Source organism: Pseudomonas sp. HP_08, assembly GCF_055284095.1.
On the sequence record NZ_JBTOQC010000051.1, the window covers coordinates 82,445 to 100,211 of the forward strand.

General features: G+C 62.6%; 15 protein-coding genes and 1 pseudogene. 10 read left to right on the top strand and 6 right to left on the bottom strand.

What is annotated here, in order from left to right; genetic code table 11:
- The first annotated feature begins 3 nt into the window (after positions 1 to 3).
- Positions 4 to 1,470 (top strand): amidase, encoded by a 1,467-nt coding sequence (locus ACYAS9_RS26815; RefSeq protein ID WP_463571452.1) that lies wholly within the window; start codon positions 4 to 6, stop codon positions 1,468 to 1,470.
- A gap of 105 nt (positions 1,471 to 1,575) precedes the next feature.
- Here ACYAS9_RS26815 and ACYAS9_RS26820 read toward each other — a convergent pair whose 3' ends face one another.
- Both ACYAS9_RS26820 and ACYAS9_RS26825 read right to left on the bottom strand, forming a co-directional pair.
- The gene (locus tag ACYAS9_RS26820) at positions 1,576 to 4,695 is read right to left on the bottom strand and encodes a multidrug efflux RND transporter permease subunit (protein WP_463571453.1); all 3,120 of its coding nucleotides are present in this window, start codon (positions 4,693 to 4,695) and stop codon (positions 1,576 to 1,578) included.
- Positions 4,696 to 4,716: 21 nt separating this feature from the next.
- Positions 4,717 to 5,892: an efflux RND transporter periplasmic adaptor subunit gene (locus ACYAS9_RS26825; protein WP_463571454.1), complete on the bottom strand. Its 1,176-nt coding sequence runs from the start codon at positions 5,890 to 5,892 to the stop codon at positions 4,717 to 4,719.
- 182 nt (positions 5,893 to 6,074) lie between these two features.
- On the opposite strand from ACYAS9_RS26825, the gene ACYAS9_RS26830 reads away from it, so the two are divergent.
- The 9 genes from ACYAS9_RS26830 to ACYAS9_RS26870 all read left to right on the top strand — a co-directional run bounded on the left by ACYAS9_RS26830 (position 6,075) and on the right by ACYAS9_RS26870 (position 12,099).
- Positions 6,075 to 6,629, top strand: coding sequence for a TetR/AcrR family transcriptional regulator (locus tag ACYAS9_RS26830; RefSeq protein WP_463571455.1), 555 nt, complete (start codon positions 6,075 to 6,077; stop codon positions 6,627 to 6,629).
- 138 nt (positions 6,630 to 6,767) lie between these two features.
- On the top strand, positions 6,768 to 7,166 hold the full coding sequence (locus tag ACYAS9_RS26835; protein ID WP_463571456.1) for a hypothetical protein: 399 nt from the start codon (positions 6,768 to 6,770) through the stop codon (positions 7,164 to 7,166).
- A gap of 96 nt (positions 7,167 to 7,262) precedes the next feature.
- A complete protein-coding gene (locus ACYAS9_RS26840) occupies positions 7,263 to 7,871 on the top strand; it encodes an SCO family protein (RefSeq protein ID WP_463571457.1) in 609 nt (202 codons plus the stop codon).
- Entirely contained in the window at positions 7,871 to 8,350 is a 480-nt protein-coding gene (locus tag ACYAS9_RS26845) for a copper chaperone PCu(A)C (RefSeq protein ID WP_463571458.1), read from the top strand. Before ACYAS9_RS26840 ends, ACYAS9_RS26845 begins: the two co-directional genes overlap by 1 nt.
- 71 nt (positions 8,351 to 8,421) lie before the next feature.
- Positions 8,422 to 9,495: an SEL1-like repeat protein gene (locus ACYAS9_RS26850; RefSeq protein ID WP_463571459.1), complete on the top strand. Its 1,074-nt coding sequence runs from the start codon at positions 8,422 to 8,424 to the stop codon at positions 9,493 to 9,495.
- A gap of 85 nt (positions 9,496 to 9,580) precedes the next feature.
- Positions 9,581 to 9,763: a DUF2188 domain-containing protein gene (locus ACYAS9_RS26855; RefSeq protein WP_463571460.1), complete on the top strand. Its 183-nt coding sequence runs from the start codon at positions 9,581 to 9,583 to the stop codon at positions 9,761 to 9,763.
- A gap of 296 nt (positions 9,764 to 10,059) precedes the next feature.
- Positions 10,060 to 10,881, top strand: a complete 822-nt coding sequence (locus tag ACYAS9_RS26860) for an energy transducer TonB (RefSeq protein ID WP_463571461.1) — start codon at positions 10,060 to 10,062, stop codon at positions 10,879 to 10,881.
- A 92-nt stretch (positions 10,882 to 10,973) separates the two neighbouring features.
- Positions 10,974 to 11,696 carry a MotA/TolQ/ExbB proton channel family protein gene (locus ACYAS9_RS26865; RefSeq protein WP_463571462.1) on the top strand — a complete coding sequence of 241 codons (723 nt, stop codon included), beginning with the start codon at positions 10,974 to 10,976 and terminating at the stop codon, positions 11,694 to 11,696.
- A gap of 1 nt (position 11,697) precedes the next feature.
- Positions 11,698 to 12,099 carry an ExbD/TolR family protein gene (locus ACYAS9_RS26870; RefSeq protein ID WP_459743972.1) on the top strand — a complete coding sequence of 134 codons (402 nt, stop codon included), beginning with the start codon at positions 11,698 to 11,700 and terminating at the stop codon, positions 12,097 to 12,099.
- A 78-nt stretch (positions 12,100 to 12,177) separates the two neighbouring features.
- Here the strand turns inward: ACYAS9_RS26870 and ACYAS9_RS26875 are convergent, their stop codons facing one another.
- The 4 genes and pseudogenes from ACYAS9_RS26875 to ACYAS9_RS26890 all read right to left on the bottom strand — a co-directional run bounded on the left by ACYAS9_RS26875 (position 12,178) and on the right by ACYAS9_RS26890 (position 17,732).
- On the bottom strand, positions 12,178 to 14,643 hold the full coding sequence (locus ACYAS9_RS26875; protein ID WP_463571463.1) for a sensor domain-containing protein: 2,466 nt from the start codon (positions 14,641 to 14,643) through the stop codon (positions 12,178 to 12,180).
- Positions 14,644 to 14,845: 202 nt separating this feature from the next.
- Entirely contained in the window at positions 14,846 to 15,613 is a 768-nt protein-coding gene (locus ACYAS9_RS26880) for a methyl-accepting chemotaxis protein (RefSeq protein WP_463571695.1), read from the bottom strand.
- Positions 15,614 to 15,703: 90 nt separating this feature from the next.
- Positions 15,704 to 16,792, bottom strand: a pseudogene (locus ACYAS9_RS26885) (cache domain-containing sensor histidine kinase); the annotation flags it as partial.
- 172 nt (positions 16,793 to 16,964) lie between these two features.
- Positions 16,965 to 17,732, bottom strand: coding sequence for a methyl-accepting chemotaxis protein (locus tag ACYAS9_RS26890; protein ID WP_463571697.1), 768 nt, complete (start codon positions 17,730 to 17,732; stop codon positions 16,965 to 16,967).
- Between the last annotated feature and the right edge of the window lie 35 nt (positions 17,733 to 17,767).

Genomic DNA, 17,767 nt, shown 5'->3' on the forward strand with positions numbered 1-17,767 from the left:
ATCATGCAAGACATCCAGGCGCTGTTCGACCAGGAAGACGCCACCGCGCTGGCGGCCCGCGTGCGCAAGGGCGAGGTGCATCCCGGCGAGCTGCTGGAAGCGGCCATCGTGCGCCTTGAGCGCGTCGAGCCGCAGCTCAATGCCGTGGTCGAGCGGCTTTACGACCAGGCCCGCCAGGCCGCCGGGCAACCGGTAGCCCGCCACGGCGCGTTTGCCGGCGTACCGACGTTGGTCAAGGACTTGTTCTCGCCGCTGGCTGGTGCGCTGATGAGCAACGGCTCGCAGGCGCTGGGCCAGGCGCGCCCGGATTTCGACGGTGAACTGGTCGCCCGGTTGCGGCGCAGTGGTTGCCTGTTGATGGGCACCAGCACGTCGCCGGAATTCGGCACCTCGTACTCGACCGAGTCGGAGCGTTTTGGCGCCACGCGCAATCCCTGGAACCTGGACCACAGCAGCGGCGGCTCCAGCGGTGGCGCTGCGGCGCTGGTGGCAGCGCGTGTCGTGCCGTTTGCCCATGGCAACGACGGCGGCGGCTCGCTGCGCGTACCGGCCTCGTGCTGCGGGGTGTTCGGCTTCAAGCCCAGCCGTGGTTTGTTGCCGTCCGGGCCGATCGTCGGCGAAGGCTGGGCGGGGATGGGCACCGGCCACGCGATTACCCTGAGCGTGCGCGACAGCGCCGCGTTGCTCGATGCCACGGCAGGCATCGACCTCGGCGCTCCGTATGCCGCACCCGTGGCGACGCGGCCGTACCGCCTGGCGGTGCAAGACGCACCGGCGTCGTTGCGCATTGCGCTGGTCGAGCAGGTCGGCCCCTGGCCGGTGTCGGCGCACAGCCGGGCCGCGCTCAATGACGCCGCGCAACTGTGCGAATCACTCGGGCATCAAGTGGTGCCCGAGCGCTTGCCGGTGGTGTTGCCGGAGTTTCTCGATCAGGTGTTCACCATCATCGGCGCCAGTACCCGCAACTACCTGGACGTGCTGGGGCAGATGCGCGGTGCGCCGGTGTTCGAATCCGAAGTCGAGGCGCGCACGCGGATTATCCTGCGCGAAAAAGGCCAGGTCAGCGGCGCGCAATACGCCGCTGCCGTGGAGTGGATCCATGCCTTTGGCCGGCGCATGGCGCTGTTCATGCAGGACTACGACATCATCCTCACCCCGACCCTGGCGCAACTGCCGCCGGCCATCGGTGAGCTGAATGCGCAGGATGACAGCTGGTCGCTGGCGCGGCTGATCGAGCATTTCCACAGCTACTCGCCATACACCGCCCTGTGCAACGCCAGCGGCCAGCCGGCCATGTCCGTGCCGCTGTACTGGAGCCCCGAAGGGCTGCCGCTGGGCGCGCACTTTATCGGGCGCTTTGGCGAGGATGCCCTGCTGATGTCGCTGGCCGCGCAACTGGAGCGTGCGCGGCCATGGCAGGGCAAGGTGCCGCCGGTGAATGCTGTCGCAGGGTCGACACAGAACCCGTAGGAGCGAGCGTAAAGCTCGCGAACAGGCCAGCATCTTCAACCTGTCAGGTGACTGACAGTCAGCATTCGCGAGCTATCGCTCACTCCTACGGATGTGTGTGAACCGTTATTGCTTTTCCAGGGACAAGTGCGGCTTGCGCCGCAGTACGGTCAGGACCCAGACGAAGAAGATCGGCACCAGCACCACCCCCAGCAACGTTGCGCTGAGCATGCCGCCGATGACGCCGGTGCCCAGCGCACGCTGGCTGGCGGCACCGGCGCCGGTGGCCAGGGTCAGCGGCACCACGCCGAGGATGAACGCCAGCGAGGTCATGACAATCGGCCGGAAGCGCAGGCGTGCCGCTTCCAGTGCCGCTTCACGCAATGGCATGCCCTGGTCCCATTGTTCCTTGGCGAACTCGACGATCAGGATCGCGTTTTTCGCCGCCAGACCAATGATGGTGATCAGGCCGACCTTGAAGTACACGTCGTTGGGCAGTCCCACCGCCGTGACCGCCAGCACCGCCCCCAGCGCGCCGACCGGCACGATGAGGATCACCACCAGCGGGATCGCCCAGCTTTCATACAGCGCGACCATCAGCAGGAACACCACCAGCAACGCCAGCGCAAACAGGGTCGTCGCCTGACCGCTGGCGATCCGCTCCTGATACGACAGGCCGGTCCATTCATAGCCGATGCCGGCCGGCATCTCGCCGATGATCCGCTCCAGTTCCGCCATGACCTGGCTGCTGCTGACGCCCGGTGCCGAGTCGCCGGCGATCTTGATCGACGGGTAGCCGTTGTAGCGGGCGATCTGCACCGGGCCTTCTTCCCAGTGCGTGGTGATGAACGCGCCCAGCGGCACCGGGGTGCCGTCGCTGTTGGGCACGAACAGCTTGAGCACGCTTTCGGGCGTCATCCGCGAGGCGGACTCGGCCTGCACCACGACCCGTTGCTGGCGCCCGGCATTGGCGAAGTCGCTGATCACCGCCGAACCGAAGGCGGTCGACAGGGCGTTATTGATCGACTCGAAACTCACCCCCAGCGTGCGCGCCTTGTCGCGGTCGATGTCCAGGCGCAGTTGCGGCGCTTCGGCCAGGCCTTCCATCATTGCGTAAAGAAACAGCGGGTTGCCGTTGGCCTGGCCGAGCAACTGGTCACGGGCTGCAAGCAAGGCCTCGCGGCCCAGACCGCCACGGTCTTGCAGGCGCAGCGAGAAGCCGCCCGAGGTGCCCAGCCCGTCGATGGGTGGCGGGGTCACCGCCATGACCGTACCGTCGCTGATGTTGGCAAAGGCCTGGTTGAACGCTGCCGCTTCATCGCCGGCGGATTGCCCGTCACCGCGCTCCGACCAGTCCTTGAGGGTCGGGAAGGCGAGGGCCGCGTTTTCGCCCATGCCCGAGAAGCTGAAGCCCAGAATCATGGTCACCGCACCCGTTGCCTCGCGCTCGACCAGCCACTTCTCCAGCTCTTTGGCGGTGGCATCGGTACGCGCCCGCGTGGCGCCGGGTGGCAGTTGCACATCGACGATGGTGTAGCCCTGGTCTTCGATCGGCACGAAGGATTCCGGCAGGCGCAAATAGAAGAAGCCCAGCAGCGCGACGATGCCGACGTAGATCAGCATGTAGCGCCCGGTGCGCTTGAGCAGGCTCGAATTGAGCCGTTCATAGCGCTGGGTCAAACGGCCGAACAGACGGTTGAAGCCGCCGAAAAAGCCGGTTTTCTCGTGGTGCCCTTGCGGGATCGGCTTGAGCAGGGTGGCGCACAGTGCCGGTGTGAAGGTCAGGGCCAGGAAACCCGAGAACAGGATCGACACCGCCAGCGACAGCGAGAACTGCTGATAGATGACGCCCACCGAGCCGCCCATGAACGCCAGCGGCAGAAACACCGCCGACAGCACCATGGTGATACCGAAGATCGCCCCGGACACCTGACCCATCGCCTTGACCGTGGCCTTGGGCGGCGACAAGCCTTCTTCGGCCATGATCCGCTCGACGTTCTCGACCACCACGATGGCGTCGTCGACCAGAATGCCGATGGCCAGCACCATGCCGAACATGGTCATCATGTTCACCGAAAAACCCATCAGGTACATGATCGCCAGCGTGCCGGCCAGGCACACCGGCACCACGATGCTGGGGATCAGGGTGTAGCGGATGTTCTGCAGGAACAGGAACATCACCACGAACACCAGCGCCATGGCTTCGATCAGGGTGTAGATCACCTTGTCGATGGCCACGTCGACGAATCGCGAGGTGTCGTAGGGAACGGAAAATTCCACGTCGTCCGGGAAGTTCACCGACAACTCTTGCAGGCGTTGCTTGACCGCCTCGGCGGTGGCGATGGCGTTGGCACCCGGTGACAGCTGCACGGCGCCGGCCACGGCCAGCTTGCCGTTCAGGCGCGCATCGAAGTTGTAATCCTGGCTGCCGACTTCCAGACGCGCGACATCGCCCAGGGTGACGTTGGAGCCGTCCTGATTGGCGCGCAGCACAATGCGGGCGAATTCATCCGGGTTGTCCAGCGTGCCCTTGACCGCCAGCACGCCGGTCAGCTCCTGGCCCTGGGCGCCTGGAGTGCTGCCGAAACTGCCGGCTGGCACCTGAATGTTTTGCGCACTGATGGCGGTGGTCACGTCGGTGATCGACAGGCCATAACCGACCAGTTTCTGCGGGTCGATCCACACCCGCATGGCCGCTTCGGAGGCGAAAAACTGCAGCTTGCCGACGCCGGGCACCCGGCGCAGTTCGTTATTGACGTTGCGCGCCGCATAGTCGGCCAGCGCCACGGTGCTGCGGCCTTCGCTGTCGCCCTTGTAGTTCAGGGCGTAGATCAGCAGAAAGCCGGAACTGGCCTGTTCGACCTGCAAGCCTTGGGTCAGGACCGCCTGTGGTAGCCGCGCTTCGGCCTTCTTGATGCGGTTCTGCACCTCGACCTGAGCCATGTCCGGGTCGGTGCCGGGCTGAAAGCTCACGTTGATCTCGGCGATGCCGTTGGCGTTGCTGGTCGACTCGTAATACAGCATCGCCTTGGCGCCGTTGAGCTCCTCTTCGACGACGCTGGTCACCGAGTCGACCAGCACTTTGGCCGAGGCGCCGGGGTAGGTGGCGGTGATGGTGATCTGCGGCGGCGCCACCACCGGGTATTGCGCCACCGGCAGTTGCGGCAGGGCGATCAGCCCGGCAAGCAGAATGAACAGGGCGACGACCCAGGCAAAGTTGGGCCGCTTGATGAAAAAGTCAGACATGGACGTTCCTCGAAGTCGGCCTTACTGGGCGCTGGACGGCTGGCTGTTGGCATCGCCCTGGGGCTTGGCTGCCTTGAGCACCACCTTGTCGCCAGGGTTGAGGCCGGTCATGGCGCCATGAATGACCTGCTCGCCGGCGCTCAGGCCTTCGGTAATCTGCCAGCGCGAATCCTGCATCGCGCCGGTCTTTACCGGGCGGGCCTGAACCGTGCCGTCGTTGCCGATCACCAGCACCTTGGCGGTGCCGTCGCTGCCGCGTTGTACGGCGCGTTGCGGCACCAGAATCGCCTCGTTGACCACGCTTTGCGGGGTGCGCACGCGCACGTACATGCCTGGCAGCAGCAGGCCGTCGGGGTTGCCGAAACGCGCACGCAGCGCGACCTGGCCGGTGTTGCGCTCGACGTCGACATCGGTAAACAGCAAGGTACCGCGGCGCTGATAATCGGTGCCTTCGACACTGAGGGTCAGTGCGTCTTCGCCGCCCTTGGGCAGACGACCGTCCTGCATGGCGGCGCGCATGCGCAGCGCTTCGGCCACCGGCTGGGTGAAGTCGACATGCACCGGGTCCAGTTGCTGGATGGTTGCCAGCAGCGTGGTTTCGTTCTGGCCGACCAGCGCGCCCTCGGTCACATCGGCGCGGCCGATGCGCCCGGAGATCGGCGCTTTGACCGTGGCATAGCCAAGGTTGAGCTGGGCGGTTTCGACATCGGCCTGGGCGGCGCGACGGGCGGCGAGGGCGTTCATTTGTGCAGACTTGGCGGTGTCATACGCTTGCTGGCTGACCGCTTCGATCTTCACCAGCGGTTCATAGCGCTTGAGCGTGGCCGCCGCCTCGGCGAGGGTGGCTTCGGTGCGCGCCAGGTCGCCCTGGGCTTTGGACAGCGCAGCCTTGAACGGTGCCGGATCGATCTGGAACAGCACCTGGCCGGCCTTGACGTCGCTGCCTTCGGTGAAGTTGCGGCTCAGCACAATGCCGGCAACCCGCGCCCGTACTTGTGCCACACGCACCGGTTCAACCCGGCCCGGCAGTTCGCTGACCACGGTAAAGGGTTCGGTCTTGAGGGTCAGGGCTTCGACTTCCCGGGGGGCACCTGCGCCGTGTTGGCCTGCGGGTTGTTGCTTGTCACAGCCGGTCAGGCCGATAAGGGCCACCAGCGCGATCACTGAAGCGATCCGCGTTTTGCGCATGTTGTCCATTGCATCCCCAGGGCCAAGGCCCGTCTCTACCCGAAAACTGGCAATGATCTGGCTTTGTGCTATATGAGTCAATATTGACTCATATGATGCAATTGTGAGCAAATTTGTCATGGACATTGAGTCTGTAGGCTTTTTCTGCAAAATGTCGCCCACGCTATTCCTGCCGAGTGAATGAACGCCTCATGGATTTACCCGCTGCCGATGCAAAGTTCCTCAAGGCCCTGGCCGTTGCCGTGGTCGATCACCAGAGTGGTACGTTCAAGGACATTGCCGAGGCCGCCGGCGTAAGCAAGGCCACCCTCAACCGCTTTTGCGGCACCCGTGCCAACCTGATTGAAATGCTCCATGACCACAGCACCACGCTGATGAACCAGATCATCAGCGATGCCGATCTTGAGCATGCGCCGCCGCTGCAAGCGTTGCAGAACCTGATCGACGGGCACCTGACCCATCGCGAGATGTTGCTGTTCATGATGGCCGAGTGGCGGCCCGACAGCATGCTCGAAGACGCCGAAGTCCGCCGCTGGCAGCCTTATTCGAATGCCATGGATGCGTTTTTCCTGCGCGGCCAGCATGAAGGCGTGTTTCGCATCGACCTCAGCGCAGCGATGCTCACCGAGGTGTTCGCCTCGCTGATCTTCGGCCTGGTCGAGTCGCAGCGCCGCGGCCGCGTAGCGCGGGCAGAGATGCCGGGGCTGTTGCGGCAGTTTTTCCTGGACGGGGCCAGCCGCCGTTGAGGCGGCTGCGAACAAGCGTGCGCCATTTTGCCGCAGCGCTTGCCCGGCCCGGCTGTAGCGGGGCTTACGCCGGCTCTGACCCTCGCGCTACAGCAATGACGGTGTTCGGCCAGGCAGTGCAGTGGTAAATTCGCCGCCATGAAATTTGCCCGCACTCATCGCCCCTTTGTCGCTTGCATGCTGGCCGCCCTGGTCTTGCTCAGCGCATTGGCGTGCAGCATCGGCCATGGCCGCATACTGGCGGCGTGGCAACCGGTGCCCGCCAGCGAAATCTGTGGCGATACGGCCTTAACTTCTGCGGCGCTGCCGGCACCTGCCAAGGCAGCACATCATGTGTTGCACGATGCGCATGGGCTGATCATGCAACTGGCGCAGTTCGACTGCGCCTTCGCCGGCAAACTGGGCAATGCGCTGATCACCTTTGCCGCCGTCGGCTGGCTGTTACGGGTGCTTTCCAGCCGCCTGGCCCTGCGCGAACGCCTGAACCTGCCGCCAGGCCGGCACACCTCCCCGGGCCGTGTTGCGCAAGCGCCTTGAGCAGCCTTGTGTAAATAGCCGAAGGCCTGCAACGCTGCAGGCCTGCCTATAAACGGGAGTCTGTCCCGTCCCGATCCTGGAAAAGGACCGTCGTGCATGAGCAATAATTTCTCCCGCCGCCAGGTCGTCGCCGGCTTGTCCATGCTGAGCATGGGCGGCCTGCTGGCCGGCTGCGGAAACTCCAACGTCCTGCCGTTCAAGCACGGCAAGGACATGAGCAACGAGATCGTGGGGCGCAACTTCAAGCTGCGCGATGTCGATGGCAACTACAAAAGCCTGTCGAGCTTTCGCGGCTATATGCCGCTGGTGTTCTTCGGCTTCACCCAATGCCCGGCCGTGTGCCCCACGGCATTGGCGCGTGCGGCGCAGATCAAGAAGCTGATGGGCGCCGATGCGCCGATCTTTCAGGTGATCTTTATCACCCTGGACCCTGAGCGCGACACACCGCAGATCATCGACAAATACGTCAAGGCCTTCGACCCCAGCTTTGTCGCGCTGTCCGGCACCCTGGAAGAAACCGCGGCGGTGGCCAAGGAGTTCGGCGTGTTCTATGAAAAGGTGCCGCTGGGCGACACCTACACGATCTCGCACACCTCGACCAGTTATGTCTACGACTCGCGCGGCGTGCTGCGCCTGAGCCTGTCGCACAGGCTGACCGCACAACAATGCACCGAAGATTTGCTCACTCTTATGGAAGTCTGTTGATGAATACCCTGACCCGTACCTCTTTGAAGATGGCCGTGGCCGCCCTGGCCCTGACCGGCCTGAGCCTGCCGGCGTACGCCGACACGCAAGTACATGACGCCTGGGTGCGCGCCACCGTGGCTGGCCAGCCCGCCACCGGCGCCTTCATGCACCTGACCGCCAGCACCGACAGCAAACTGGTCGGCGTGGCCTCGCCGGCCGCCAAGACCGTCGAGGTGCACCAGACCACGATGAAAGACGATGTGATGAGCATGAAACCGGTCAGCAGCGTCGACCTGCCGGCCGGCAAGACCGTGGTGTTCGACGCCAACGGCTATCACGTGATGCTGATCGGCCTGGTGGCCCAGGTGAAGGAGGGCGACCAGGTGCCGCTGACCCTGACCGTGCAGGACGACAAGGGTGTACGTCAGACCCTGGAAGTGCTGGCACCGGCGCGCGCCTTGAACAGCGATGCGCATGGTGCGCATGCCGGGCATTGATGCCGTCGGCTCGCACGCTGAAAGGTTGAAGTCATAAGCAGGAAAGTCTGATGTGTGCTTGAGGATGTCGCATGAGGATGTTGGCGGTATTAACACTGGTGGTTTTTTCAAGCCATCTTTCAGCGCTGGACCTGTCCAGCCCGCTGGAAGACTTCAACCACATGCCTTCCTCGCAGCCGCCTATCGTCAGCACGGACGCTGACCTGGTCAGTCGTTTCAGCGGTAAGGCGTTCATCTGCAACAAGGTCGAGGACCACACACCGCCAGAAAGCGAGACGGCCGCGCGGGCCTTTGATGCGTTCATGGCGTACGCCCTGATCGGCGAGCAGGACGAGAACTTCTGGTCAGAGGAAGCTCATCGTCAGCGCCGGCAAGCGTTGCTCGAAGCCGCTGTCAAGGCAGGTAGCTGGAGGGCCGAGTACGTCGATGTTCTAGGGGCATTACGCTTCGAAAGAAAGCCCGAAGCAGTGAATGAGCTTTCTGCACGATTGCAGAAATTGGCAACAAGTGTACCGATGGCCATGTATCGGTACGGCAAGTTTCTCTGGCCTTACCAGAACAGCGACATGTATTACCTGGAAGATGCGGCGATTGACCGGGGCAGTCCTCATGCAATGACCTATGTGAGCAACACCATTCTTGTGCGCGCCAAAGAGCTGTTTCCTCTCGCCAGGTCGATGCTCGAATGTGCTGCCAGCCAGGGGCATGCGCAAGCGTATGAAGGGCTGGGTACGCTGGCGTACAGGGAAGGGCGTCGACTGGATGCTTATCGTCTGTGGACAAAAGGCGTCAATGAGGGATGTGAAGACTGCATCGAGAACCTGCAAGCGCTTACGCAGGCACGCGCCAATACCCCTGAGAAACGAGAACGTAAACGGCAGTTGCTGGAAAAGCTGAAGTCGGCAGACCCGGCCACGGCTGAAAAGTATGGGGAAGAACTGGCGTACCTGAGGTTTCAGGATATCCAGATGCAAATTCCCGAGCTTGAGCGGCTGAAAAAGTTTTATGCAGCCAATTTCTTGTATGAGGTGACCGAGCTTCCCGAGTTCAGGTTGCGTCCTTCCGGTGATTTGCGTTTTTATCCGAGCGACCCGGAGCTGTTGTTGTTATTGCAGGTGCAAGCAGGCCTTGTTGAGCTGCCTTGACACGTCTGTGCCCAGCGGTGCTCACAACAGACGATCCCGGGTGTAAGGTAGGCGTTGCAACACACCCGCATCTGTGGAGGTGCATATGAGTGCTTCGATGCTTCATAAACAGCAAGTCAACGGTTACCAGGTCATCAGTGTCAACAACGGCCCGTGGCGGGTCTGCACCGATCATGACCGGCTGGCGACCTTCAATACCCGTGACGAGGCAATGGCCTATGCGGTCTGCCTGCCGAGGCGAGCGCAAAAGCCCGCCACCCAGCACTGAACGCGCGCCGCTGAGCGCCTTGTGAAAGCCCCTGGCTGTCGTGGACAGCCAGGGGCTTTTTACTTGCAGGCCTCTGCAATGCCATTTCCAGAGACTTTCGCTGGCTGCGATAAAGCGCGCGGGTCCAGTGCCGGCGTGGATGTCTATATGCCATTTTTGAATAAATGGAGAACTAAATATTCCTTTCGGGAGCATATGGTTTCAGAGATCATTGCCTTCAACGCAAGACACTTGAAGAAAGGTGACTGATACCAACAGAACCTGGATTTTTACTGAAAAAATGCAGGAGTGAATCAATGGGCAATGTCCAGACCGCTGCCAGTGCACTTGAGGTGCCTCGGCGCCAGGCGCCAAGCGGTGAGTTGGTCGACCTGGGCCGTCCTTACCGTGGCCCCTTGGCGCTGTCGCGATTGCACAGCACGCCCAAGCGGGTTCTGGGCCGCCGGGAAGGGATTCTGTTGGGCGTGTTCGCCGTGGTATTGCACGGTGCCGTGATCTACTGGGTCGCCCAGAATCCGACGCCTGCCTTGCCGGTCGTACCGCCGGAAATTCCGCCGATGACCATCGAATTTTCATCGCCGACACCACCTGCGGTCGAGCCGCCACCACCGCCGCCTGTGGTTGAGCCGCCACCGCCTGTGGTCGAGCCGCCGCCACCGGTCGAGGACGAGCTGGCCGTCAAGCCGCCGCCACCGCCAAAACCCAAGCCAAAGCCTGCGCCCAAACCTGTGCCAAAGCCGGTACCCAAGCCTGTCGAGCAGCCACCGGCGCCGACACCGCCTGCGCCAGCACCGGTTGCGCCACCTGCGCCGCCAGCACCGCCTGCGCCCAAGCCGGTGACGCCGCCTTCGGCCAACGCCGGTTACTTGCGTAACCCGGCACCGGAATACCCGTCGCTGGCCATGCGCCGCGGCTGGGAAGGCACCGTGCTGCTGCGGGTCCATGTACTGGCCAGCGGTCGTCCGGGCGATATCCAGATTCAGAAGACCAGTGGTCGCGACCAGCTCGACGAAGCCGCTGTCACGGCCGTCAAGCGCTGGAGCTTCGTACCCGGCAAGCAAGGCGACCAACCGGTCGATGGCTGGGTCAGCGTTCCGATCGACTTCAAGCTCAAATAACGCTTCACCCGAATTTTTCAAATTTCAGCGGGCGACCTGACAAAAGGAGCATCGCATACCCGACCTGACGCATTTGCACGAGAGTACCGCCCATGAACCTGTTGACTGATTCCCCATTCGAAAGCGTTGAACACAGCGTTATCTGGCTGTTGATTCTGTTCTCTGTCGCCACCTGGGGCCTGGCCCTGCTCAAGGGCGTGCAGTTCTCGCGCCTCAAGGGCCAGGACAAGTCGTTCCACAAGCAATTCTGGGCCGCTTCCAGCCTTGATTCGGCCGCCGAGCTGGCCCATGACAAGCCAGGCGCCGCTGCCCGTGTTGCCCAGGCAGGCTACGCAGCCATTCAGGTTCAGGAACATGCCCAGACCGATCTGAGCCAGTCGATCAACCACCAGGACCGCCTGGAACGTGCCCTGCGTCAACAGATCGTTCGTGAGCGTCGCTCGCTGGAAACCGGCCTGGCCGTGCTCGCCAGTATCGGCAGTACCTCGCCGTTCATCGGTCTGTTCGGTACGGTGTGGGGCATCATGTCGGCCCTGAAAGGTATCAGCGCTGCCGGTTCGGCCAGCCTTGAAACCGTGGCCGGCCCCATCGGTGCTGCACTGGTGGCCACCGGTGTCGGTATCGCCGTCGCGGTCCCTGCGGTACTGGTTTACAACTACTTCTTGCGCCGCCTGAAGCTGACTGCTGCCGACCTGGACGATTTCGCCCATGACTTCTACAGCCTGGCCCAGAAACATTCGTTCCGCGTGCTGCTGCACCCGGTGCTGAAATCCGGCGCCACTGTCAGCGGTCAGAAAGTGAAGGAGGCATCCTGATATGGCCTTTTCGACCCAGGACAGTGATGAAGTTCTCAGCGAGATCAACGTAACGCCGCTGGTTGACGTGATGCTGGTGCTGCTGGTGGTGTTCATCGTGACCGCGCCGCTGCTGACCAACTCGATCCCGATCAACCTGCCCAAGACCGAGGCGGTTGCCCCGGCCGAGCAGAAGGATCCACTGGTAGTGAGCATCGATGGCGAAGGCAAGGTGTTCATCAACAAGGATGAGATCAAGGCTGATCTGCTGGAAACCAACCTGCAGGCCGCCAAGAACAAGGACCCACAAGTGCGGGTCCAGTTGCAGGCCGATAACGGCGTGAACTACGGCGAAGTGGCACGCGCCATGGCGTCCATTGAACGCGCCGGCATTACCAAGTTGTCGGTGATCACCGCCAAGTAACGTGTTCAACCTTCAAGTACAGTGAGCTTCAGGCCGTCCCGTCAAGGCATAAGGGGCGGCCTTTTTTTTGCCTTCCGGTTAGCGCTTGCGCTCGTTGATGGGCACCGGCCGGCCAAACAGATAGCCCTGCAAGTGCGAACAGCCTTCAGCCTTCAACAGGGCGAACTGTTCCGGGGTTTCGACGCCTTCGGCGGTGGTCTTGATCAGCAGGCTGCTGCTGATGCCGGTAATGGCACGAATGATCGACATGGCCTCGCGGCTGTTGTCCATCTCGTGCACGAAGGACTTGTCGATCTTGATCCGGTCGAACGGGAACGAGCGCAAATACCCCAGTGACGAATAGCCGGTGCCGAAGTCGTCCAGGGCAATGCCCACGCCCAGCGCTTTGAGCGCGCGCAGGGTCTGGATATTCTCTTCGCTGTTCTCCAGCAGCACCGACTCGGTGATTTCCAGTTCCAGGCGGTGCGGTGCCAGGCCAGAGTCGTTTAGCGCCAGCTTGATGATATTGACCAGCTCGCGGTTCTTGAACTGGGCCGGCGACAGGTTGACCGCCACGCTTTGTTCGGTGTTCCAGGTGCAGGCTTCCTGGCACGCCAGGTTCAGGGCGCGGGTGCCGACCTCGTGGATCAGCCCGGTTTCTTCGGCCAGCGGAATGAAGTCCATCGGCATGATCAGCCCCTTGCTCGGGTGCTGCCAGCGCATCAGCGCCTCGTAGCCGGTGATGCGTGTGTCGTCGATGCCGACGATCGGCTGGTAGTAGAGCTGCAACTGACCCAGGTGCAGGGCCTTGCGCAGGTCAATTTCCATGCTGCGGCGGCGTTGCGCGGCTTCGGCCATGTCTTGGTGGAACACTTCATAGCGGTTGCGGCCGTTGCGCTTGGCCTCGTACAGCGCCATGTCGGCATGCACCAGCAACTGGTCGCTGGGCAACTGTGCATTGCGGGTGACGGCAATGCCGATGCTGACGCCGATCAGGAAGTTATGGCCGTCCATCAGGAACGCCGGCGCAATGCATTCGATGACCCGACGTGCCGTGCGGTAAGCGTCTTCGGCATGTTCTATGCGCGGCAGGACGATGGCGAACTCGTCGCCGCCCAGGCGGGCCAGGGTGTCTTCTTCACGCAGCACACCGCGCAGCCGCTCGGCCACGGCGCGCAGCAGTTTGTCGCCAAAGGCATGGCCGAAGGCGTCGTTGATGTTCTTGAATTTGTCCAGGTCCAGGCACAGGGTGGCGACCATGCGCGAGTTGGTGCTGCACTCCTTCAACGCCGTGTCGAGCTGCTCGTGCAGCAAGGTGCGGTTGGCCAGGCCGGTCAGCGCGTCGTGGTGCGCCATGTGGTGAATCTGCTCGCGGGCAGCGATCTCGTCGGTCACATCTTCGGCGATCAGCAACACATAGTCGGCTTGAGCCTCCTTGTCGATGCGCCGCAGGGTCTTGGTGCGCAGCACACGCGGGCCAATGACAGTGCGCAGACGGTCTTCGGTCTGACGCATCGCCGGCAGGTTCAAACACTGCCGGGTCTGTTCGTTGATGTAGCCGGCCAGAGCCTTGGGCATGCACTCATCCGCCTGCTGGCCGACCATGGGCTGGTCGTTGGCACCGAAGATGCGCTGCGCCTGTTGGTTGACCAGCAGAATCTCGCGGGTTTGCGCGTCCTGGACAATTACGCTGGCCGGAATGCTGCCGATCACCGAGTCGAGAAAGCGCGACAGGGCGGCCATTTTCTCGCTGTAGCGCTCGGCCAGTTCTTTGGCCGCCAGCACTTCAAGCTCGGCGGCGCGGCGTTCGGTGATGTCGCGAGTAATCTTGGAAAAGCCGATCAACTGACCGTCGTCATCATGAATCGGCATGATCACGACGTGCGTCCAGAAGTGCGTGCCGTCCTTGCGCAACCGAATGCCTTCGGCCTCGAAGCGGCCCTCGCAGCGTGCGGTGGTCAGTCCCTGCTGGGGCAGGCCGCGGGCACGGTCGTCGGGGGTGTAGAACACCGAAAAGTGCTGGCCGACGATTTCGCCGGCCTGGTAACCCTTGGCCCGCTCGGCGCCGGAGTTCCAGTTCACCACATGACCGTCGATGTCGAGCATGTAGATGGCGTAGTCGGTGACGCCTTGCACCAGCAGGCGAAAACGCCGCTCTTGCTCACGCTGGGCCAGTTGCGCCTGGCGCTGGCTGGTGCAGTCGCGGGTGATCTTGGCAAAGCCGACCAGTTGGCCGTCATCGTCATGAATCGCATCGATGATCACGTGCGCCCAGAACACACTGCCGTCCTTGCGCACGCGCCAGCCCTCGGCCTCGAAGCGTCCGGTGGCACGTGCGGTCTCAAGGCCGATCATCGGCGCATTGCGCGCCCGTTCTTCTTCGCTATAGAAGATCGAGAAATGCTGGCCGACGATTTCCTCGGCCCGATACTGCTTGGCCCGCTGGGCGCCGCTGTTCCAGTTGGCGACGATCCCTTCGGGGGTCAGCATGTAGATGGCGTAATCCACCACGCTCTGCACCAGCAGGCGATACATCACATCCGGGTTTTCAGCTACCAAAGTCATTGTTTAAGCGTGCCGTCCTGAAATAAGGCAATCCGATTCATTCGCCAGGCGCATGGAACAGAGCGCTTCAATCAGGCAAATGGCTGATTGCCATTATTTCATGTGAGGGTATTGTTGTGTGACTGGCCGGTCACTTATTTCCTACGACTTTGGGATGAATAAACGCGTTTGAGAATGAGCAACAATGGCGGCTGTACCTGGGTCAGGTTCTGAATTTGCGCACCAGACCATCGAGTTCATTGGACAACGACGCCAGGCTTTGCGAGTCGGTACGCGCCGATTGCGCCAAGGTCACGACCAGTTGTGCATCGCCATGAATCTGGCTGATGTGACGGTTGATGTCTTCGGCGACTTGATGCTGCTCTTCGGCGGCGGTGGCGATCTGGGTGTTCATGTCGCGGATCACGTCCACCGACTCGCGGATCTGGCCGAAGCTGGTGCGGGCGTGGCCGATCTTGCTCACCGACTGTTGCGACACTTCCAGGCTGGCATGCATCTGCTGCGCCACCGAGGCGGTGCGGCGGGCGAGGTTGCCCAGCAAGCCATCGATCTCGGCGGTGGAATCGGCGGTGCGCTTGGCCAGCGCGCGGACCTCGTCGGCGACCACGGCAAAACCGCGACCCTGTTCACCGGCCCGCGCGGCCTCAATGGCGGCGTTGAGCGCCAGCAGGTTGGTCTGCTCGGCAATCGAGCGAATGGTGTTGAGGATCGACTGGATATCGTTGCTGTCTTTCTCCAGTTGCGTCATGTCCTGCGCCGAGCGGGAAATTTCTTCACTCAGGCGATCGACACTTTCCACCGCGTCGTCGATCTGCTTTTGCCCGGCGCGGGCCTGTTGCTGGCTGGTGTCGGCCGAATCGGCGGCCTGGCTGCACGAGCGCGCGACTTCGTTGGCGGTGGCGACCATTTCATGGAACGCGGTCGAAACCATGTCCACCGCCTCGCGCTGGCGGTTGGCGGCTTCGGCCATGTCGCCCGACACGCGGGTCGCACTGTGCGAGGCGTCCAGCACGCGGCTGGCGGCCTGGGTAATGTGCTGGATCAGGCTGCGGATGGCGCCGAGGAACTGGTTGAACCAGCCGGCCAGTTGCGCGGTTTCGTCGCTGCCGCGCACCGGCAGGGTCACGGTCAGGTCGCCTTCGCCCTGGGCGATGCCTTCCAGGCCGCTGGACACACCGTTGATGGGCCGCACGATCAGGCTGGCAAAGCTGGCGCCGACCAGGGCGAAGATCACCGCCAGTACGGCGGCGATGATGCCGATCAGCCAGGTCAGTTTATTGGCCGAAGCCATGACCTCGTTTTGCTTGATCAGGCCGATGAAGCTCCAGCCGAGCTTGTCCGAGGGAAACACGTTGGCCATGTAGTGCTCGCCATTGATTTCCACCTGGCGCAGGCCCTGGCCGGCCTTGGCCAGCTCACTGTAGCCGCCACCGAGTTCGGCGAGTTTCTTGAAGTTGTGCTCGGGCTGCTTGGGGTCGACCAGCACATTGCCGTTGTTTTCCATCAGCATCAGGTAGCCGCTTTCGCCCAGCTTGATCTGATTGACGATGGTGGTCAGTTGCTTGAGCGACACGTCGATATTGACCACGCCGCCGGCGTTGCCCAGCGCGTTGTTGATCGCACGCACGGTGCTGACCAGCACGGCGTCGTCACCGGCCCAGTAATAGGCTTCGGTGCGGATGGCTTTGCCGGGGTTAGCCAGCGCGGTCTTGTACCAGGGGCGTACGCGCGGGTCGTAGTTGTTGATGGTCTGGCCTTCGGGCCACGGCACATAGCTGCCGTTGGCCAGGCCGTAGGCGATGTAGCTGTAGGCCGGGTGGCTGGCGCCCAGGCGGTTGAACAGGGCCACGATGTTCTTGTCGGTGTCCGACTCTGGAATGCTTTTGCTGTCGGCGCCCATGTAGCTTTTGACATCGTTGCCGGCGTTGGTCAGCAACGGGTTGGCGGCCAGGTATTCGACGTTCTGGGTGATGGCATCGAAGAACAGCTGCATGGCGTTCTCGACCTGACGAATCTCGCGCCCGCTGCTGTCGACAAAGCTGTCGGTGGCTTCAGTGCGCAGGTTGACGATGACGATGCTGGCGACCACGACGATGGGCAGGCAGGCGATGACCGCAAACGCCCCCGTCAGCTTTTGCTTGATGTTCATATTGTCTCCGGATTGTTCTTATCTTCCATGATCACGCCACTGCCAGGTGCACGCAGGCGAGGTCCTCCCAGGAAATCCGGGAACGCGGAAATGTGACGGTGTTATATCGGCCGACGAACGGTGTTCTTTAAAGAAAAAGGCCCTGAACAGGGCCTTTGGGGGAGGGGAAAAATCAGGTGCGGAACTTGCGTACCAGGCCGTCCAGCTCATTGGACAGCGACGCCAGGCTTTGCGAATCGGTGCGTGCCGATTGCGCCAGTTCCACCACCAGTTGCGCATCGCCATGAATCTGGCTGATGTGACGGTTGATGTCTTCGGCGACCTGATGCTGTTCTTCGGCGGCAGTGGCGATCTGGGTGTTCATGTCGCGGATCACATCGACCGATTCGCGGATCTGGCCGAAGCTGGTGCGCGCCTGGCCGATCTTGCTCACCGACTGCTGCGACACTTCCAGGCTGGCGTGCATCTGCTGCGCCACCGAAGCGGTGCGGCGGGCGAGGTTGCCCAGCAAGCTGTCGATCTCGGCGGTGGAGTCGGCAGTGCGCTTGGCCAGCGCCCGCACCTCGTCGGCGACCACGGCAAAGCCACGACCTTGCTCGCCCGCCCGCGCCGCCTCGATGGCCGCGTTGAGGGCCAGCAGGTTGGTCTGCTCGGCAATCGAACGGATGGTGTTGAGGATCGACTGGATATCGTTGCTGTCTTTCTCCAGTTGCGTCATGTCCTGGGCCGAGCGCGAGATTTCTTCACTCAGGCGGTCGACACTTTCCACCGCATCGTCGATCTGCTTTTGCCCGGCGCGGGCCTGTTGCTGGCTGGTGTCGGCAGAGTCCGCCGCCTGGCTGCACGAGCGGGCGACCTCGTTGGCGGTGGCGACCATTTCATGGAACGCGGTCGAAACCATGTCCACCGCTTCGCGCTGGCGGTTGGCGGCTTCGGCCATATCACCCGAGACTCGGGTAGCGCTCTGCGAAGAGT

Bases quoted from the DNA above. Each gene is read 5' to 3' on its own strand.
- ACYAS9_RS26815 (WP_463571452.1), top strand. From the start codon at position 4: ATGCAAGACATCCAGGCGCTGTTCGACCAGGAAGACGCCACCGCGCTG.
- ACYAS9_RS26820 (WP_463571453.1), bottom strand. From the start codon at position 4,695: ATGTCTGACTTTTTCATCAAGCGGCCCAACTTTGCCTGGGTCGTCGCC.
- ACYAS9_RS26825 (WP_463571454.1), bottom strand. From the start codon at position 5,892: ATGGACAACATGCGCAAAACGCGGATCGCTTCAGTGATCGCGCTGGTG.
- ACYAS9_RS26830 (WP_463571455.1), top strand. From the start codon at position 6,075: ATGGATTTACCCGCTGCCGATGCAAAGTTCCTCAAGGCCCTGGCCGTT.
- ACYAS9_RS26835 (WP_463571456.1), top strand. From the start codon at position 6,768: ATGAAATTTGCCCGCACTCATCGCCCCTTTGTCGCTTGCATGCTGGCC.
- ACYAS9_RS26840 (WP_463571457.1), top strand. From the start codon at position 7,263: ATGAGCAATAATTTCTCCCGCCGCCAGGTCGTCGCCGGCTTGTCCATG.
- ACYAS9_RS26845 (WP_463571458.1), top strand. From the start codon at position 7,871: ATGAATACCCTGACCCGTACCTCTTTGAAGATGGCCGTGGCCGCCCTG.
- ACYAS9_RS26850 (WP_463571459.1), top strand. From the start codon at position 8,422: ATGAGGATGTTGGCGGTATTAACACTGGTGGTTTTTTCAAGCCATCTT.
- ACYAS9_RS26855 (WP_463571460.1), top strand. From the start codon at position 9,581: ATGAGTGCTTCGATGCTTCATAAACAGCAAGTCAACGGTTACCAGGTC.
- ACYAS9_RS26860 (WP_463571461.1), top strand. From the start codon at position 10,060: ATGGGCAATGTCCAGACCGCTGCCAGTGCACTTGAGGTGCCTCGGCGC.
- ACYAS9_RS26865 (WP_463571462.1), top strand. From the start codon at position 10,974: ATGAACCTGTTGACTGATTCCCCATTCGAAAGCGTTGAACACAGCGTT.
- ACYAS9_RS26870 (WP_459743972.1), top strand. From the start codon at position 11,698: ATGGCCTTTTCGACCCAGGACAGTGATGAAGTTCTCAGCGAGATCAAC.
- ACYAS9_RS26875 (WP_463571463.1), bottom strand. From the start codon at position 14,643: ATGACTTTGGTAGCTGAAAACCCGGATGTGATGTATCGCCTGCTGGTG.
- ACYAS9_RS26880 (WP_463571695.1), bottom strand. From the start codon at position 15,613: ATGGCCGAAGCCGCCAACCGCCAGCGCGAGGCGGTGGACATGGTTTCG.
- ACYAS9_RS26890 (WP_463571697.1), bottom strand. From the start codon at position 17,732: ATGGCCGAAGCCGCCAACCGCCAGCGCGAAGCGGTGGACATGGTTTCG.